Raw genomic sequence first — 17,196 nt, forward strand, 5'->3', positions numbered from 1 at the left:
CCCGCAAACACCCCCCACCCGCAGGTTCTTCTCGCCTGACCCCCGTCTGCTCCCTGCGACGCCCCCCGTGTAAGGATTTGACAAGTCCGCGAACTTCCCGCCCCGGGACGCGCCCCCCATGCGATAACGTAATGACGCATATGGGACCGCGAGACGCGCAAGGGACGGTGGAACATGATCGAGTGCCTGCTGACCGGGACAAACGGAACCATGGAGAGAGTTGACGCCCCGTGTCCGGGCTGTTGGGTAAACGTCGTGGCCCCCACCGAGGAGGAGCGCTCGCGCCTTGAGACCGAGGTCGGCGTGCTGCCGGAGTTCATGCGCTCGGCGCTCGACGAGGAGGAGACCTCGCGCATCGACTACGACGAGGACGCGCGCCAGACCTTCGTCATCGTGGACTACCCGATGGTGGACGAGGACGGCGCCACCGTGCGCGGCTCGCTGCCCTTGCAGTACGACACGATGCCGCTCACCATGGTGTTCCTCCCCGAGAAGAGCATGTTCGTGACCATCTCGATCTTCGAGAACCCCGTGGTCGGCGACTTCGCCGGCGGGCGCGTCCGCAACGTCGACACGCGCTACCGCACGCGCTTCCTGCTCCAGCTCCTTCTGCACATCAGCCAGCTCTACCTCGTCTACCTGCGGCGCATTGACCGCCTCTCGTCGAGCGTGGAGGCAAAGCTGCACGCCTCGGTGCGAAACGAGGAGCTCATCAAGATGCTCAACTTGGAGAAGTCGCTCGTGTACTTCTCCACCTCGCTCAAGGGCGACGAGGTCACCCTCAACAAGATCGCCCAGGGCCGCATCATCCCGCTCTACGAGGAGGACCAGGACCTGCTCGAGGACGTGCTCGTCGAGATCCACCAGGCCATCGAGATGGCCAACATCTACTCAAACACGCTCTCCGGCACCATGGACGCCTTCGCGAGCATCATCTCCAACAACCTCAACATCGTGATGAAGGTGCTCTCGGTCATCACGATCGTCATGGCCATCCCCAACATCGTCTTCGGCTTCTACGGCATGAACGTGGCGCTGCCCCTCGAGGGCGCCCCGCTCTTTGACAACTGGGTGTTCCCGCTGCTTCTGGCCGCGGTTGCGTGCCTGGTGGCCGCCTGGATCTTCAAGCGCAAGGGCATGTGGCACTAAATCTGGCGAGAAGAACCTCGAGATAGTCGGCCTGCCGGGCCGCCCGCCGGCGGCCTGCCGCGCGCGTGCTATCGTAGTGCGCCGGACAGAGGAGGACCCATGCGTACCGACGACTTTGACTACCCGCTTCCCGACGAGCTCATCGCCCAGGCTCCGGCCGAGCCGCGCGACTCCTGCCGGCTGCTCGTGCTGCACCGCGAGGACGGCCGCGTGGAGCACCGCCGCTTCACCGACGTCCTCGACTACCTCGAGCCCGGCGACCTGCTCGTGGCCAACCAGACCCGCGTCATGCCGGCGCGCCTCGTGGGGCGCAAGCGCGGGACCGGCGGTGTGTGCGAGACGCTGTTGCTCAAGCGGCGCGAGGACGTGGACCCGCTCGGCGGCGTGTGGGAGTGCCTCGTCAACCCGGGCAAGCGCCTGCGCCAGCCGGGCATCGTGATCGAGTACCGCGCCGGCGGCGCGCACGCGCCGGAGTCGGCGCCGGTGGTGCTGACCGGTGAGATCCTGGACTTCGTCGAGGACAGCAAGGGCGGCCGCCTCGTGCGCTTCTCGCCGCAGGGCGCGGGTGCCGACGGGCGTCCCCGCACGCTCGACGAGGCCATCCACGCGGCGGGCCACGTGCCCCTGCCGCCATACATCACCTCCTACGAGGGCGACTCGGAGAAGTACCAGACCGTCTACGCCATGCACGAGGAGCACTCCGCGGCGGCGCCCACGGCCGGGCTCCACTTCACGCCCGAGCTCATCGAGCGGATTCGCGAGAAGGGCGTGGGCTGGGCGACCGTGGAGCTGGAGGTGGGCATCGACACCTTCCGCCTGGTCACCGAGGACGACCCCACCCAGCACGTCATGCACACCGAGCGCTACCACGTGCCGCAGGCGGTCGTCGATGCCGTCCACGCCACCAAGGCGGCCGGGCACCGCGTGATCGCGGTGGGCACCACCTCAGTCCGCTCGCTGGAGAGCGCGTGGGAGGCCGGCGCCGCGCCGAGCGAGCCGCCCGTGACCGCGCGTCGCTTCGAGGGCGCGCCCGACTCGGCGGCCGTCGCGGGCTCGGGCGACATCGTGGCGCGCGAGAACGCCACGACCAACCTCTACCTCATGCCGGGCTCTACGTTCCACGTGGTGGACGCGCTGATCACCAACTTCCACGTGCCGCGCTCCACGCTCATGATGCTCGTCTCGGCCTTCGCCACGCGCGAGCAGATCATGGCCGCCTACCAGGCGGCAATCGACGAGCGCTACCGCTTCCTCAGCTTCGGCGACGCGATGCTCATTGAGTAGGCCTGCCGCCGCCCGGCGACCGCCGGCCCCGGCGCGCGGGCCCCGCCGCCCCTATCGCGTGGCGAGAACCACCACGAGCACGACAAGCGCCACCACGACGAGTGCCGCGGCGAGAAGCGCCAGGCGCGCCCCGCGCGTGCTCGTGCGCAGGCTGCGCTCGCCCTCGGCGAGGTGGTCGACCTCGGCCTGCTGGGCTTCGGCCTCGGAGCGCTGGCGTTCGATGTCGGCGCGCAGCTCGGCGGTCCGCTCGGGCGTGGCGTGGACGTCCTCGGCCTCGTCGAGCAGCGCCTGTGCGTCGTCGTGGCGCTCGGCGGCATCGTCGTAGGCCGCCTTGGCCTCGTCCGCCCCGCCCTTCAGCCCGTCGATTTGGTCCTCGAGGTCCTTCTCGGCGGCCTGCGCCTTGGCCAGCAGGTCGTCATACTCCTTCTTGCGCTTCTCGTACTCGTCCCTGGCCTCCTCGGCCTCGCGCTGGGCCCCCTCGAGGGACTGCTTCTGGGTCCAGAGGTGGGTCTGGGCGGCGTCTACGGTGGCCTGCGCCTCGCGCGTGGTCGCGCCCACGTCGGAGCGGGCGGCCTCGACCCGGGCGAGCTCGGTGGTCACCTCGTCCTGGAGCTGGCGGATCGCCTTGGCGTCCGAGCGCGCCTCCTGGGCCCGCCGCAGCTCGTCCTGGACCTTGCGCAGGCGAGCCTGCGAGGAGTCGACGGCGCGGTTTGCCGACCCGATGGCCTGCTCGCGTCGCTCGGTGGCGTCCTTGACCTGCCCCTCGGCGGTGCGCACCGCGCGCTTCGCCTCGGAGACGCCCCGGTTGGCCTCCTCGGAGCGGCCGCGCGTGGTCTCGGCGATGCGCTTGTAGGGACGCAGCTCCTGCTCGTGGTCGGCGCGCATCTGGGCGAGACGGGCTTCGAGCTCCCTCGCCTGCGCCTCGAGGCGCTCGACCTCGGCCTGCTGTCGCTCGAGCTCGGCGTTGGCCTCCTCGACCACGCGGCCCTGCTCGGCCACGATCTCCTCGTAGCCGGCCTCGACCTCCTCGCGTCGGGCGAGCGTCGCCTCGTCGGCCGCGAGCCGCTCGTGCATCTCGCGCAGGCGGGCGCGGGCGGAGGAGTGGCGGCGGGAGGCGTCGTGGACGTCGCGCACGGCAGAGAGGCCGCTTCTGAGCGTGGACACGGCGGAGCTGGCGGCCCCGCGGGCTGCGGCGAGCGCGGCCTCGGCGCGCTCGGGCTTCTCAGCCTGCTCGCCCTGGTCGGCCCGCTCGGGCTTCTCAGCCTGTTCAGACTGCACGGCCTGCTCGGGCTTCTCGTCCTGCCCGTCCCCGTCGACCTGGTGTGTCTGCTCGTCCGCCATCGCGCGCTCCCTTCCGTCTGCGCGCCGCAGCGGGCCGCGCGCACCTCCCCATTGTGCCGCAAGCTACCGCGCACGGCCCGGAACAAGTCCGCTTATCCCATATCTCTGCACCCTCGCAAGAACATTGTGTTCACAGAACTTCCCTTTTTGCTAGGATAGGTACGTCTTGGGGGGAACCCGTGTGTCCCCACTGTTGGGAATTCGGAAAGGAAGTTCGTAACATGGTTTCTAAGCAGACGAGCATCATCAACGCCACCGGCCTTCACGCCCGTCCCGCGTCCGTCTTCGTGACCGAGGCCAAGAAGTATCAGTGCAACGTCACCATCAAGAACGTTGACAAGGACTCCGCTCCCGTCAACGCCAAGTCCATCATGATGATCCTGGCCGCCGGCCTCGGCACCGGCACCAAGGTCGAGGTTGCCTGCGACGGCGCTGACGAGCAGGAGGCCCTTGACGCCCTCATCGCCCTCATCGACTCCGGCTTCGGCGAGTAGTCAAGAGCGGCACCAGAATCTCGGTTCTTACCGAATTGGCCCGGCGCCCGCGCGACGCCGGGCTTTTTGTGTACGATGGGCCATGCGCCAGCCACGTACGTGAGAGGCTGGCGAGAAGACCCGCCGCGAGTTCTGCAGGCGCGCTCTGTGCGCCGAAGCTGTCCGAGCGCCGGGTTCTTCTCGCCAGCCTCCGCCCGTCAGGGAGAGGTCTTTCTTGGACACCAGCCTTTTCACCTATGACATCCTTGCCGAGGACCCCGGCACCCACGCGCGCACTGGCGTCCTCCACACGCCCCACGGCGACGTCCCCACGCCGATCTTCATGCCGGTGGGCACCAAGGCCACGGTCAAGGGGCTCATGCCCTCCACGCTGGAGCAGCTCGGCACCAAGATCCTGCTGGCCAACACCTACCACCTCTCCATGCGCCCCGGGGCCGACCTCGTGGCCGAGATGGGCGGCCTCCACGACTTCATGGCCTGGCACGGCCCCATTCTCACGGACTCGGGCGGCTTCCAGGTCTTCTCGCACGAGGAGTTCTGCCGGCTCTCGGCGGACGGCGTGCGGTTCCGCGCGGTCGACTACGACGGCAAGTGGGTCTCCTGGACGCCCGAGGAGAACATGGCCATAGCCCAGAAGCTCGGCGCCGACATCGTGATGCAGCTCGACCAGTGCGTGGGCTACCCGGCGCCGCGCTCCAAGGTGGAGCGCTCCGTGGAGCTCTCGAGCCGCTGGGCCGAGCGCTGCTACGCCGCGCACACCCGCCCGGACCAGGCGCTCTTTGGCATCGTCCAGGGCGGGATGCACCTGGACCTGCGCCTGAGGAGCCTGAGCCACCTGACCCAGATCGGCGACTTCCCGGGCTTCGGCATCGGTGGCTATTCGGTGGGGGAGGACCACGACACCATGTTCGAGACGCTCGCTCCGCTGGTGAGCGAGCACATGCCACGCAGCAAGCCCCGCTACCTCATGGGCGTGGGCAACCCCACCACGCTCGTGCGCGCCGTGGCCTGCGGCGTAGACATGTTCGACTGCGTCCTGCCCACGCGCACGGCCCGCACCGGCTCGGCCTTCTCGAGCGAGGGGCGCCTCAACTTCCGCCACGCCCGCTTCGCGCACGACCACGGCCCGCTGGACCCGGCGTGCTCCTGCCCCACCTGCACCGGAGGCTTCTCGCGCGCCTACCTCCACCACCTGGTCCGCCAGCACGAGATGCTCGGCTCGATCCTCATCTCGCAGCACAACATCTTCTACCTGCTCGACCTCATGCGCCGCGTGCGCGAGTCCGTGGCGGCGGGCACCTACGCCGCCTTCGTCGAGGACTGGATGGCCTCCCCGGCGGCGCAGGACTGGTAGGCGCGGGCGACGGAGGGGCCGCGGCGGGCTGGTATCGCCTGGCCCCAGGGTGCGTGCCCGGACGTCCCGGCGCGGGCCGCGTCCGGCCGGCGTGCTACAATCACGTCGATCAACAGCCGGCGCGCCGCGCCACCCCGCAGGAGACCTGAGCGACATGACAGACGAGAAGAACCTGGCCCCGGCCGTCCGCGCCGGGCGTCCCGCCCTATCCGTGCACCCCGCCTCCGGCAGCCGCCCCGCGCTGCTCGCCCTCCTCGCGAGGGAGCTCTGATGGCCGGCCTCAGGGAGAGCCGGCGCTGGTCGGTCCTGCCGGCCAGCCCCGCCGCCGAGCGCGCGCTCGCGGACGCGCTCGGGGTGCCGCCGCTCGTGGCGCGCGTGCTCGTCGCCCGCGGCCACGCCGACCCTGACGACGCCCGCGCGTTTCTCGCCCCCTCGCTCGAGCGCGACTGGGCGGACCCGCTCTGCATCCCCGGCATGGCGGAGGCCGTGGCGCGCGTTGAGGCCGCGCTGGACGCGCACGAGACCATCGCCGTCTTCGGGGACTTCGACGTCGACGGCATGACCTCGACCTGCCTGCTCACGCTTGCACTGCGCCGCCTCGGCGCCACCGTGCACCCCTTCATCCCGCGCCGCTTCGGCGAGGGCTACGGCCTCTCGCGCGAGGCGCTCGACCGCGTGCGCGCCGCGTGCGCGCCCGACCTCGTGGTCACCGTCGACAACGGTATCGCCGCCGCCCACGAGGTCTCCTGGCTCGTGGGCCAGGGCGTCGACGTGGTGGTGACCGACCACCACGAGCCGGCCGACCTCGTGCCCGCCGGCGTCCCCGTGACTGACCCCAAGCTCTCGGCGGACTGCCCCTCGCGCGAGCTCGCCGGGGCCGGCGTGGCCCTGAAGCTCGTCTGCGAGCTGGGGCGCCGTCGCGGGGCCCCGGACCTCTGGCGCGACTACGTCGACGTCGCGGCCCTCGGGACCCTTTCCGACATGATGCTGCTCGAGGGCGAGAACCGCGCCCTCGTGGCGGAGGGCGTAGCCCGCATGCGCGTCCGCACGCGCCCGGGCCTCGTGGCGCTCGCCGCCACGGCGGGGGTCGACCTCGCCGCCGTGACCCCCGACGGCCTGCCCTTCTCGCTCATCCCGCGCCTCAACGCCGCCGGCCGAATGGGCTCCACCGACGTGGCCCTCAAGCTGCTGCTCACCGACGACCCGGCGGAGGCCGCCGAGCTCGCCGGGCAGCTCGAGGCCGTCAACGCCGAGCGCCGCGAGACCGAGGCCGCGCTCGCCGAGGCCGCCCTCGAGCAGGCCGAGCGCACCTACGACGGCGGCCGCGCGGTGGTGGTGGCCGGCGAGGGCTGGCACGAGGGCGTCAAGGGCATCGTGGCCTCGCGCCTCGTCAACCGCTACCACGTGCCGGCCATCGTGTTCAGTGTGAAGGACGGCGTCGCGCGCGGGTCGGGCCGCTCGGTGGGCTCGGTGGACCTCTTCCACGCCGTCGAGCAGTGCTCGGACGTGCTCCTGCGCTTTGGCGGGCACGCGGGCGCGGTGGGCGTGACCTGTGAGGCCGACCGCGTGGACGAGTTCCGCGCGCGCCTGGCCGCGGCCCTGGCTGAGCTGCCCGCCGAGCAGTTCGAGGACACCGGGGAGGTGGCTGCCGTGGTCAGGCTCGGCGAGCTCACCGTTGACTCCATCGAGGCCCTGGAGCGCCTCCAGCCCTTCGGCCAGGGCAACAAGCGACCGCTGCTGGCCGTCACCGGCGTGACCATGCGCAACCGCGCGCTCGTGGGCGCCGATGCCTCCCACATGCGCTTCGTTGCCACCGACGGCGCCAGCTCGGTGCCTGCCATCATGTTCCGCGCGCCCGAGCCCGAGCGCGCCGTGGCCTGGGACGGCGCCGTGGACGTGGTCTTCGAGGCCATCAACGAGACCTGGCAGGGCCGCACCAAGCCCAAGCTGATGGTCAAGGACGTCATCCTGCGCGACGCCGCGCCAGCGGGCCCCGACTGCCTGGCGGACGAGCTCATGGCGGCTGCGGACAAGGCCGACGCCGCGTCCGCGGACGGGGAGGGCGCCTTGCGTCCCGGCGCGCCCGCAGGAGAGAAGAACCCGGCGGCCGCGGTGCCCACACCCACCGCCGCCGCGCCCGCCGACGCCGCCCGCTCCCGCCGTGCCGGGCTCGCGGCGCTTCCCGCCGACGAGCTCACCGACGCCCTGCGCCGCCAGATGATCGGCGAGCATGCCCTGCTCCCCGCCCAGGCCGCGGCTCTCGAGCGGCTGGCCGCCGGGCGCTCCTGCCTGGCTGTCATGGCCACCGGCCGCGGCAAGTCCCTCGTCTTCCACCTGCACGCCGCCCGCGAGGCCATCGCGCGCGGCCGCGCGAGCGTCTTCGTCTACCCGCTCCGCGCCCTCGTGGCCGACCAGGCCTTCCACCTGCGCGAGGCCCTCGCGCCCCTCGGCGTCGTCGTGGAGGTCCTGACCGGCGAGACCCCCGGCCCCGAGCGCGCCCGCATCTTCTCGGCGCTCGCATCGGGCGCGGCGGACGTGGTGCTGACCACGCCCGAGTTTCTCGCCATCCACCGGGCGCGCTTCGCCGAGTCCGGCCGCGTCGGCTTCCTCGTGATCGACGAGGCCCACCACGCGGGGGAGGCCGGGCCCGGCTCGCGCTCGGCCTACCTCGAACTGCCGGCCGTGCTCGCCGACCTCGGGCATCCCGTCGCGCTCGCCGTGACCGCCACCGCAGACCCCGAGTCGGCCCGCAACATCTGCCGCCTTCTGGGAGTTGCGGCCGAGGACGTGATCTGCGACGACTCCCGGCGCGACAACCTCCTGCTTGACGACGAGCGCAACCTGCGCGACCGCGAAGCCGCCCTCGTCTCCATCGTCGCGCGCGGCGAGAAGTGCGTGGTCTACGTGAGCTCGCGCGACCAGGCCGTCACCCTCGTGCGGATGCTGCGCCACCGCGTGCCCGAGCTCGCCGCGCGCACGGCCTTCTACCACGCCGGCCTCACCCGCGCGGTGCGTGGCCGGGTGGAGCGTGCCTTCCGCTCCGACGAGCTCACCTGCATCGTCTCCACGAGCGCCTTCGGCGAGGGCGTGAACCTCCCTGGCATCCGCCACGTGGTGCTCTACGGCCTTCCGCTCGACCAGGTGGAGTTCAACCAGATGAGCGGTCGGGCCGGCCGCGACGGCGCGCCCGCCACCATCCACCTGCTCTTCGGCTCGCGCGACGTGCGCCCCTCCGAGCACATCCTCTCGGCCGCCGCGCCGCCGCGCACCGACCTCGTGGCGCTCTACCGCACGCTCGTCTCGCTCTTTCGAGCCTCCGGGCCCATCGGCCTCGACGACGAGGCGATCGCCGAGGCCGCGCGCGCCGCGAACCCGCGCTGCGCCCTCGACGCCCGGGAGGTGGCCTCCGGGCTCACGGTCTTCTCTGAGCTTGGCTTTCTGGCCGTCACGGGCTTCGGGGAGGCCCGGCGCGTGGAGATGGCCGCGGCCCCGGAGCACATGGAGCTCACGCAGTCGGCCTGCTACCTCGAGGGGCTGAGCCTCCAGGAGGCCTTCGCGCGGTTCTGCGGGTGGGCGCTCGACGCGCCGGCCGAGGAGCTTCTCGCCCGCGTCAACCGACCCATTGCGCCGGACTTCGGTATCATCGTGCGCTGAGAGGGGTTGAGAGCATGAGCAACGAGAAGGACCAGAAGGCCCAGAGGGACCTCGTCACGGAGCCGGCCGCGCCTAAGGGGGGAGCCCCCGCGCCGGGCCCCGCGCCCGCGCCGGCGCCCAAGCCCAAGAAGGGCGTCCCCGAGGCCGCCAACTACCGCCTGCTGCAGGCCGCCTGCGAGGCCTACCTCGACGAGGAGGGTCGCGCCAAGGTCGACCGCGCCTACCGCTTTGCCGCTGACTACCACCGCGACCAGCGCCGCCGCTCCGGCGAGCCCTACATCAACCACCCCGTGGAGGTGGCCCTCATCCTGGCGCACGACCTGCGCATGGACGAGGACACCATCTGCGCCGCGCTGCTGCACGACACGGTGGAGGACACCCCCGCCACCAAGGACCAGATCGCTGAGCTCTTCGGCCAGACGGTGGCCGACCTCGTTGACGGCGTGACCAAGCTCACCTCCATCCAGGTCTCCTCGATGGACGCCAAGCAGGCCTGGAACCTGCGCAAGATGTTTCTGGCCATGAGCCGCGACATCCGCGTGGTCATCATCAAGCTCGCCGACCGCCTGCACAACATGCGCACGCTCGCCGCGCTGCCGCCGGACCGCCGCCTGTTCAAGGCCCGCGAGACGATGGACGTCTACGCCCCGCTCGCCGACCGCCTGGGCATCTCCTCGGTCAAGTGGGAGCTCGAGGACCTCGCGTTCTTCTGGCTCGAGCCGGAGGAGTACCAGCGCATCGCCCGCATGGTCCAGGACTCCCGCGCCCAGCGCGAGGACGACACCGAGCGCGCCATCAAGACGCTCGACGACGAGCTCAAGCGCGCCGGGCTCACCGGCTACCAGATCACCGGCCGCCCCAAGCACCTCTGGAGCATCTACCAGAAGATGACGCGCAAGGGCCGCGAGTTCTCCGACATCTACGACCTCATCGCCCTGCGCGTGATCACGCAGACGGTGGGGGACTGCTACTCCGCGCTCGGCGCGGTGCACTCGCTGTGGAACCCCATCCCCGGCCGCTTCAAGGACTACATCGCCACGCCCAAGGCCAACCTCTACCAGAGCCTGCACACCACGGTGGTCGGCCCGGACGGCAAGCCCATCGAGATCCAGATCCGCACCGTGGAGATGCACGAGGCCTCCGAGTACGGCATCGCCGCCCACTGGCTCTACAAGAAGGAGGGCAACTCCCGCGGGCGCATGAGCGCCGAGGACCGCGCTATCGACTCCACGATCAACTGGATCCGCAAGACCCTCGACTGGGCTACCGAGGACGACATCGACGACCCGCACGAGTTCCTCGACAACCTGCGCGTGGACCTCTTCGAGCATGAGATCTTCGTGTTCACGCCCAAGGGAGAGGTCATGAGCCTGCGCCGCGACGCCACGCCGCTCGACTTCGCCTACGCGGTGCACACCGAGGTGGGCAACCACTGCGTGGGCGCCAAGGTCAACGGCAGCGTGGTGCCGCTCTCCACCAAGCTCCAGATGGGCGACCGCGTGGAGATCCTCACCAACAAGAACGCCAAGCCCAGCCGCGACTGGATGAACCTCGTGGTCATGCCGTCCACGCGCGCAAAGATCCGCAAGTACTTCTCCACCCAGACCAAAAACGACGACGCCGAGCAGGGCAGGACCGAGCTCGCCCACGAGCTGCGCAAGCGCGGCTACGGCATCTCCACGCGCCGCACCACCAAGGCCATCGAGCGCGTGTGCGAGGGTTTCGAGCTTCGCGGCGCCGACGACCTCTTCGCCGCGGTCCACACGGGCAAGATTTCGGTCAAGCAGGCGGCCAATCGCATCGAGGAGATCCTCGAGGAGGGCTCGCCCGAGCAGCTCGCCGCCGCGGCTGCGCAGGCCGAGAAGCAGGCCGAGCACGACCGTGCCATGGCCACCGGCGCCCCGGTCATGACTTCCTACGCGCTCACGCAGGCCGCCAAGGGCCGACGGCGGCGCACCAACTGCGGCGTGGTGGTCAAGGGGGACCCCGACCTCGCCGTGCACCTGGCGCACTGCTGCAACCCCGTGGCAGGCGACGAGATCGTGGGCTTCATCACCCGCGGCCGCGGCGTCTCCGTGCACCGGGCCAGCTGCCCCAACGTGGCCGACCTCAAGAGGAACCCCGAGCGGATGATCGAGGTCGCCTGGGACACCTCGGGCGCCACCGAGTTCCGCGTGGAGATCGTCGTGGAGGCCACCGACCGCATGGGCCTTCTCAAGGACGTCACGGTGGCCATCGGCGACGCGGGGGCCAACATCCTCTCCGCCGCCACCCAGACGAGCTCGCAGGGCGTGGCGCGCCTGCGCTTCCTCGTGGCCATCTCCGACGCGAGCCTGCTCGACACGCTGCTCGCCGCCGTGAGCCGCGTGCCCTCGGTCTACGACGCCCGCCGCATCATGCCCGGCGAGGGCGCCAACCAGATGAAGCGCCGCGTCTAGGCCCCCAGAAGTCCAGAAAAGCCCCGTCCCCTTCCGGGACGCAAGGAGGTGCGTGATGGCCGAGAACAACGATGAGTTGCGCCGCTTTGTGGTGACGCCGCTGCAGACCAACTGCTACGCCTACGTGAGCGCGGGGGAGTGCCTCGTGGTGGACCCCGGTGGCTCGGGCGCCGAGATCGCCTCTCGCCTGGGTGACGTGCGCGTGGCCTGCGTGGCGGCCACGCACGGCCACGGCGACCACGTGGGCGGCGTGGCGGCGCTCGTGCGCGCGACGGGGGCGCCGTTTGCCATCAGTCTCGCCGACGCCGCGCTTGCGGCGCGCGCCGGGCAGATGAGCGAGGTGGGCCGCAGCTACGACGAGGACGCCCCCGCTCCCGACCGCGCGCTCGCGGAGGGCGACGTGCTCACCGTGGGCACGGCCACGTTCACCGTGATGGAGACGCCGGGGCACACCCCGGGCGGCGTCACGCTCATGGGCGGCGGCTCGGCCAGGGGAATCGCCTTCGTGGGCGACACGCTCTTCCCTGGCAGCCACGGTCGCACGGACCTCTCCGGCGGCGACGAGGCTACGATCATGGCCTCGCTCGCCCGCATGGCCTCAGAGATCGACCCGGACACGACGCTTCTCTGCGGTCACGGCCCCTCGACCACGATGGCCCGCGAGCTTGCCACCAACCCGTTCCTGCGGTAGGCGGCTGCGGCTGCAGGTTCTTCTCGCCTGCGGCTTGTCGTCGGGAGCGCGATCAGCTGTTACGTTCAAGGTGATGGTGCCCGAGGCGGGGCTCGAACCCGCACGAGTTTCCTCAACGGTTTTTGAGACCGTCGCGTCTGCCAATTCCGCCACTCGGGCCTGCCCGGACGTCGCGCGCCCGGCGAGAAGAACTATACCAGACCTGCTCCCGTCCCCGGCGACTCGTCAAGCGTCTCAAGATGGGTGAGGGCGTCGCTCACGCTGAGCGCGGCCGCTGGCGCGCGGCACCGCAGCCGCTCAGACTCGTTGAGCAGGCGTGCCACTAGGCTCCAGAGGGCATACCGCCTGCGTGGGCGTGAGGCCCGCTGCGGCGAGGCCCTCGTCGCGGCGGCGCTTGAGCTCGGGGTCGATCCGTGCGTTCACCTGGGCCGTCGCAGGAGCTGTCGTTGCCGTACGGCACCTCCGCTCTTCTCGGCGCCTTCATCGAATCCAGCAACGTAAAGCACGCAAGGCAGAGATGTCCTGGCCTGGTGTGTCTAGCCGGCCGAAGCGGTGCCCGTGTCGCGTCGTCTCGTGACCGCCCCGTCCCAGTTCCGGATTTGGGGCGGCAATTTGCCTCAGTTCCGGATTTGAGGCGGGGCCTGGATGCGCTCGGCGAGAAGAACGTCGATCAGCACGTTTTCTACCTGGGGAAACAATGTCGTTGGAGACGTGCGGGCCTCCAGCTCCTTCTCGTTGCCCAAGAATCGGGGGCTGTTTCACCACAGTCCGCGAATTGAGGCCAGCACTCGTGTGCGCCGCGGCCCCGTCCAGCGCCGTCTCGCGGTTAGCCGACGCAAACTTGGGTAGAATCCAACCAGTGCAACCCCCGAGGGAAGGAACGAACATGGCACTCACTGAGCAGGTCACCTCCGTCCTGAACGACCAGATCAACAAGGAGCTCTACTCCAGCTACCTCTACCTCACCTTCGCCGACTACTACGAGGACCGCGGCCTCAAGGGCTTTGCCAACTGGTACGAGATCCAGGCCAAGGAGGAGCTCGACCACGCGCTGACCATCCGCCGCTACCTCCTGGACAATGACTTCACGCCTACGATGGAGGCCATCGCCAAGCCGGACAAGACCTTCTCGAGCGATCTCGAGCCGCTTGAGGCGGGCCTCGAGCACGAGGAGTACGTCACGAGCCTCATCCACCACTGCTACGAGGTTGCCCACGAGGTCCACGACGTGCGCACGATGAAGTTCCTCGACTGGTTCGTCTCCGAGCAGGGTGAGGAGGAGACCAACGCGCGCGACATGATCACCAACATGAAGCTCTTCGGCTGCGACCCCAAGGGCCTCTACGACCTCGACCGCGAGTACCAGGCGCGCACCTACGTCCAGCAGACCGCCCTCCCGATGTAGCGGGCCAGAGGGGGCAGAGCGTCTCTGGTGCAGCGCCCCCGGCTCCTCGGCCCTTCTCGTGGAGAAACTCTGGAGCCTGACCGCGCCGGGCGTCGGCAGGAAAAACTCCTTGCCCGCGTCCGGCGCGGATGCTATTCTCACCAAGTGTGCTTTTGCGAAGCGGGACGGAGACGTCCCCACCTGAACGGCGCCCACGGGTTGCTGTCTGGTCAGACAACGTATGCTATCTCGCCTGCGGGCGAGCGATGTCTCCCGGACGCTGCCTTGACGTGCCGGGAGTTTTTTGTGCGACTGACGTCGTGATGAGAGGAAGGTGTTCGACATAGCCAGAAAAGACGGTCCCCGCATCAACGAGGAGATCACTTCGCGCACGTGCCGCCTGATCGGCATCGACGGTTCCCAGATGGGCCTCTTCGGCGTGCGTGACGCCCTGCGCATCGCGCGTGACCAGGGGCTCGACCTCGTGGAGATTGCGCCCAACGCGGAGCCTCCCGTCTGCAAGATGCTCGACTACAAGAAGTACAAGTACGAGCAGGACCGCAAGGCCAAGGCCGCGCGCAAGAACCAGGCCAGGGTCGAGATCAAGGAGATGAAGTTCCGTCCCAAGATCGACGTGGGCGACTACGAGACCAAGAAGGGTCACGTCATCCGCTTCCTCAAGAAGGGCGCCCGCGTCAAGATCACGATCATGTTCCGCGGCCGTGAGATGGCCCACCCGGAGCAGGGACGGCTCGTTCTGGATCGTCTGGCCGAGGACCTCAAGGACGTCGCCACGGTCGAGCAGAAGCCCCTCATGGAGGGTCGCAACATGCACATGACCATCGTCCCGATCAAGGGCGCCTTCGACAAGAAGGCTGAGGAGGACGAGAACGTCACCACGGAGAAGGAGAACTAGCATGCCCAAGATGAAGACGCACAAGGGTACGGCGAAGCGCTTCCGCCGCACCGGCTCTGGCAAGATCATGCGCGCCAAGGCGTTCAAGAGCCACATTCTGACCAAGAAGTCCCCCAAGCGCATCCGTGGCTTCCGTCAGGAGACCGTCATCGCCCCCTCCGACGTCAAGACCGTCTCGCAGCGCATGGGCTCCAAGTAGTCCCACGGCGTTCCAAGTACCCACCCAACGAGGAGTTGATCAGATATGGCACGAGTCAAGCGCGCCGTCGCCGGCCGTAAGAAGCGTCAGACGCTCGTCGAGCGCACCAAGGGCTACTACGGAGTCCGTTCCCGCACCTTCCGTGGCATGAAGGAGCAGGCCCAGCACTCCGGCCAGTATGCCTACCGTGACCGTCGCGCCAAGAAGCGCGAGTTCCGTGGCCTGTGGATCCAGCGCATCAACGCTGCCGCCCGCATGAACGGCCTGTCCTACAGCCGCCTCATGCACGGCCTCAAGCTCGCCGGCGTCGAGCTCGACCGCAAGGTCCTCGCCGAGATCGCCTACAGCGACGAGCAGACCTTCGCCGAGATTGCCGAGGTCGCCAAGAAGGCCCTCGCCGACGCCGAGTAGCGTCTCCCCACACGGCTTTTCCTGCGCCCCGGGCCGCGCGCCCGGGGCTTTTTCGTCTGTCGAGAGAGCTGCATAGCGTCCACGACGTGACAGGGCGCCGTCCCCGGCCCTACGATGCTGGCATCGAGACCATGAGAGAGGGGAGCCCCTATGGCAGCGTCAGACGTTCAGGCGAGAAGAACCTGGCGGGTGGTGGCCCGCGCCGTGACGTGGGTGCTCTGGGGCGCGGCGCTTGCCATGGTCCCAGCGGTTTCGAGCTGGGTGAGCGAGACCGCACGGGTGCCCGTGGGCTGGGCCGCTCTGGCGCCGGGCCTTTGGTTCTACGTCTCTCAGCAGGCCTCTGCGGCGACGTTCTCGCTCGTCGCAATGGCGCTTGCCCATGCGGTGCGCGGCCGGCTGGAGACTCGTGTGCGAGCGCTCGGGATCGCCGCGGTAGCGACGTCTGTTGCCTATCTTGCACTGTGCGTGTCCGGAGACGTCCTGCTCCGCGGCCCTCTGGTGAGCGTTCCCAACCTTCTGCTCATGGTGAGTCGGTTCACGCGGCTCCTGAAGTGGGTGGTCTGGTCGCTCTGGGGCATGCAGCTCTCGCTTTGGGTCCTGCCGGGCCGGGACGCGACGGCCTCCGCTCCCTCCTCGCCGATCGACGGGCTGGCCGGCGCAGACGGTCTTACGGCACGCGAGCGCGAGGTGGCCGAGCTCCTGGTCTCCGGCAGCACGCAGGCCCAGGCGGCCGAGGTCCTGGGCATCAGCGCGTCCTCGGTCTCCACGTACCGCTCGCGCGCCTGCGAAAAGCTCGGCCTGGTCTCCCTTGACGAGCTTGTGGAGCCGGCGCCTGGCGCGGCGGCGCCCCCGCGCCCGATCGGCGTGGGCACGCCTGGCTCGGTGCCGCTCATGGGGATTGCGCTCACCGGCTCGCTGACGCTTAGGCTGCTTCTGGGCTCGTCGCACTACGGCGTGGGGGCAGTGCTCGCGACGGCCGTCTTGCTAGGTGTCCCGTGGCTGGTCCTCTTTTCCTACGCCGCCTGGCGTGGCATGAGGGTCCGTGCTCGCGAGCTCACGCGCGACCTGGTGCTCGTGATGGCGGCGCTTGCTGCCTTTGGCCTGCTCGTGCAGGCGGGAAATGACCTGGCTGTCACGTTGGGGCGCACGATGGTGGGCGTCGGGTTTCCCGCCGCCGTGGCCCACGCGGCGTTTCTTGTGGCGTTTGCCCCGCACCTCCTGTGGCCGCGCATGCGGGAGGAGCGCTCGCTTGACGAGGAGCGGTGCGTGCTCTACCTGCGAGGACGCGGGGCAGGGGAGCTGCAGGCGCGTGTGCTGACCGAGATTGCGCTTGGACGCTCCACGCCGGAGGTCTGTGAGAACCTGAACGTGGCGCGGGGCACCGTGAACGCGTATCGGGCGCAGGGCTACGGGCTGCTCGGCGTGCACTCAAGCCGCGAGCTCGCCGACCTTCTCGCCCGCGACGTGGGGTATGTGCCGTCTGCCGGCAAAAAGATACCGTCTGCAGACGATGGGAAAATGACGGAATAGCTGGGTGCGTGCGGGGAACAAGCAGAGTAAGCAAAGGCAGTCGCTACTCATAAAGCGACCGGCAGAGGGAGGCGAGTCCAGTGAACACAGAAGAGATAGCAGGGTTTGGACCCGCCGACCGCGCGACCGAGGCCCTCTACAGGTAGGGCGAGCGCACTCGCCAACGTTCTCCGACATGAGCATTGGAACGGGCCGTTGAAGGAAAGTCTACGGGGCGGGTCCAAACATTGAATCGCAGTTGTCCATCTTCCACGCAGAGACACGGGTGATTCCAAAGTATTAATTCGAGGAGGGGCGGCGCAATGGGGCGCCGCCCCTGTTTTTGTGTCGATGGGGCATGGGAGCGTGCCC

The 17,196-nt window shown here is 69.5% G+C and carries 13 protein-coding genes and 1 tRNA gene; 12 read left to right on the plus strand and 2 right to left on the minus strand.

Translation table 11 applies throughout. The features are described 5' to 3' along the window. Positions 1 to 210 precede the first annotated feature (210 nt). Both H9X80_RS00005 and queA read left to right on the plus strand, forming a co-directional pair. A complete protein-coding gene (locus H9X80_RS00005; protein ID WP_239471395.1) occupies positions 211 to 1,149 on the plus strand; it encodes a magnesium transporter CorA family protein in 939 nt (312 codons plus the stop codon). Positions 1,150 to 1,248: 99 nt separating this feature from the next. After that, the gene (queA, locus tag H9X80_RS00010) at positions 1,249 to 2,433 is read left to right on the plus strand and encodes a tRNA preQ1(34) S-adenosylmethionine ribosyltransferase-isomerase QueA (protein WP_204792306.1); all 1,185 of its coding nucleotides are present in this window, start codon (positions 1,249 to 1,251) and stop codon (positions 2,431 to 2,433) included. Positions 2,434 to 2,484: 51 nt separating this feature from the next. Here the strand turns inward: queA and H9X80_RS00015 are convergent, their stop codons facing one another. Continuing rightward, a complete protein-coding gene (locus H9X80_RS00015; protein ID WP_204792307.1) occupies positions 2,485 to 3,774 on the minus strand; it encodes a hypothetical protein in 1,290 nt (429 codons plus the stop codon). 221 nt (positions 3,775 to 3,995) lie between these two features. Between H9X80_RS00015 and H9X80_RS00020 the strand changes: the two genes are divergently transcribed. From H9X80_RS00020 to H9X80_RS00040, 5 genes are all read left to right on the plus strand, one after another. Then, positions 3,996 to 4,268, plus strand: a complete 273-nt coding sequence (locus H9X80_RS00020) for an HPr family phosphocarrier protein (RefSeq protein WP_075280393.1) — start codon at positions 3,996 to 3,998, stop codon at positions 4,266 to 4,268. 214 nt (positions 4,269 to 4,482) lie between these two features. Next, a complete protein-coding gene (tgt, locus tag H9X80_RS00025) occupies positions 4,483 to 5,622 on the plus strand; it encodes a tRNA guanosine(34) transglycosylase Tgt (protein WP_204792308.1) in 1,140 nt (379 codons plus the stop codon). Between the two features lie 270 nt (positions 5,623 to 5,892). Then, on the plus strand, positions 5,893 to 9,276 hold the full coding sequence (recJ, locus tag H9X80_RS00030) for a single-stranded-DNA-specific exonuclease RecJ (RefSeq protein WP_204792309.1): 3,384 nt from the start codon (positions 5,893 to 5,895) through the stop codon (positions 9,274 to 9,276). A gap of 14 nt (positions 9,277 to 9,290) precedes the next feature. After that, positions 9,291 to 11,714 (plus strand): RelA/SpoT family protein, encoded by a 2,424-nt coding sequence (locus tag H9X80_RS00035; protein WP_204792310.1) that lies wholly within the window; start codon positions 9,291 to 9,293, stop codon positions 11,712 to 11,714. A 55-nt stretch (positions 11,715 to 11,769) separates the two neighbouring features. Continuing rightward, positions 11,770 to 12,405 (plus strand): MBL fold metallo-hydrolase, encoded by a 636-nt coding sequence (locus H9X80_RS00040; protein WP_204792311.1) that lies wholly within the window; start codon positions 11,770 to 11,772, stop codon positions 12,403 to 12,405. 74 nt (positions 12,406 to 12,479) lie between these two features. Here the strand turns inward: H9X80_RS00040 and H9X80_RS00045 are convergent. Further along, positions 12,480 to 12,564 (minus strand) — tRNA-Leu (locus tag H9X80_RS00045). A gap of 727 nt (positions 12,565 to 13,291) precedes the next feature. Between H9X80_RS00045 and H9X80_RS00050 the strand changes: the two genes are divergently transcribed. The 5 genes from H9X80_RS00050 to H9X80_RS00070 all read left to right on the plus strand — a co-directional run bounded on the left by H9X80_RS00050 (position 13,292) and on the right by H9X80_RS00070 (position 16,845). After that, the gene (locus tag H9X80_RS00050) at positions 13,292 to 13,810 is read left to right on the plus strand and encodes a ferritin (RefSeq protein ID WP_204792312.1); all 519 of its coding nucleotides are present in this window, start codon (positions 13,292 to 13,294) and stop codon (positions 13,808 to 13,810) included. Positions 13,811 to 14,132: 322 nt separating this feature from the next. Continuing rightward, a complete protein-coding gene (gene infC, locus H9X80_RS00055; RefSeq protein ID WP_428832963.1) occupies positions 14,133 to 14,705 on the plus strand; it encodes a translation initiation factor IF-3 in 573 nt (190 codons plus the stop codon). A gap of 1 nt (position 14,706) precedes the next feature. Next, positions 14,707 to 14,904, plus strand: coding sequence for a 50S ribosomal protein L35 (gene rpmI, locus H9X80_RS00060; RefSeq protein WP_204792314.1), 198 nt, complete (start codon positions 14,707 to 14,709; stop codon positions 14,902 to 14,904). 45 nt (positions 14,905 to 14,949) lie between these two features. Continuing rightward, on the plus strand, positions 14,950 to 15,315 hold the full coding sequence (rplT, locus tag H9X80_RS00065) for a 50S ribosomal protein L20 (protein WP_204792315.1): 366 nt from the start codon (positions 14,950 to 14,952) through the stop codon (positions 15,313 to 15,315). 150 nt (positions 15,316 to 15,465) lie between these two features. After that, the gene (locus tag H9X80_RS00070; RefSeq protein WP_204792316.1) at positions 15,466 to 16,845 is read left to right on the plus strand and encodes a LuxR C-terminal-related transcriptional regulator; all 1,380 of its coding nucleotides are present in this window, start codon (positions 15,466 to 15,468) and stop codon (positions 16,843 to 16,845) included. Positions 16,846 to 17,196 lie beyond the last annotated feature (351 nt).

Origin of the sequence: Olsenella profusa (assembly GCF_016900315.1) — a bacterium.
Classification (GTDB): domain Bacteria; phylum Actinomycetota; class Coriobacteriia; order Coriobacteriales; family Atopobiaceae; genus Thermophilibacter; species Thermophilibacter profusus_A.

Coding starts and splice junctions, on each gene's coding strand:
- H9X80_RS00070 (WP_204792316.1), top strand. CDS start 15,466: ATGGCAGCGTCAGACGTTCAGGCGAGAAGAACCTGGCGGGTGGTGGCC.
- recJ (WP_204792309.1), top strand. CDS start 5,893: ATGGCCGGCCTCAGGGAGAGCCGGCGCTGGTCGGTCCTGCCGGCCAGC.
- H9X80_RS00040 (WP_204792311.1), top strand. CDS start 11,770: ATGGCCGAGAACAACGATGAGTTGCGCCGCTTTGTGGTGACGCCGCTG.
- H9X80_RS00020 (WP_075280393.1), top strand. CDS start 3,996: ATGGTTTCTAAGCAGACGAGCATCATCAACGCCACCGGCCTTCACGCC.
- rpmI (WP_204792314.1), top strand. CDS start 14,707: ATGCCCAAGATGAAGACGCACAAGGGTACGGCGAAGCGCTTCCGCCGC.
- H9X80_RS00015 (WP_204792307.1), bottom strand. CDS start 3,774: ATGGCGGACGAGCAGACACACCAGGTCGACGGGGACGGGCAGGACGAG.
- rplT (WP_204792315.1), top strand. CDS start 14,950: ATGGCACGAGTCAAGCGCGCCGTCGCCGGCCGTAAGAAGCGTCAGACG.
- H9X80_RS00005 (WP_239471395.1), top strand. CDS start 211: ATGGAGAGAGTTGACGCCCCGTGTCCGGGCTGTTGGGTAAACGTCGTG.
- queA (WP_204792306.1), top strand. CDS start 1,249: ATGCGTACCGACGACTTTGACTACCCGCTTCCCGACGAGCTCATCGCC.
- H9X80_RS00050 (WP_204792312.1), top strand. CDS start 13,292: ATGGCACTCACTGAGCAGGTCACCTCCGTCCTGAACGACCAGATCAAC.
- H9X80_RS00035 (WP_204792310.1), top strand. CDS start 9,291: ATGAGCAACGAGAAGGACCAGAAGGCCCAGAGGGACCTCGTCACGGAG.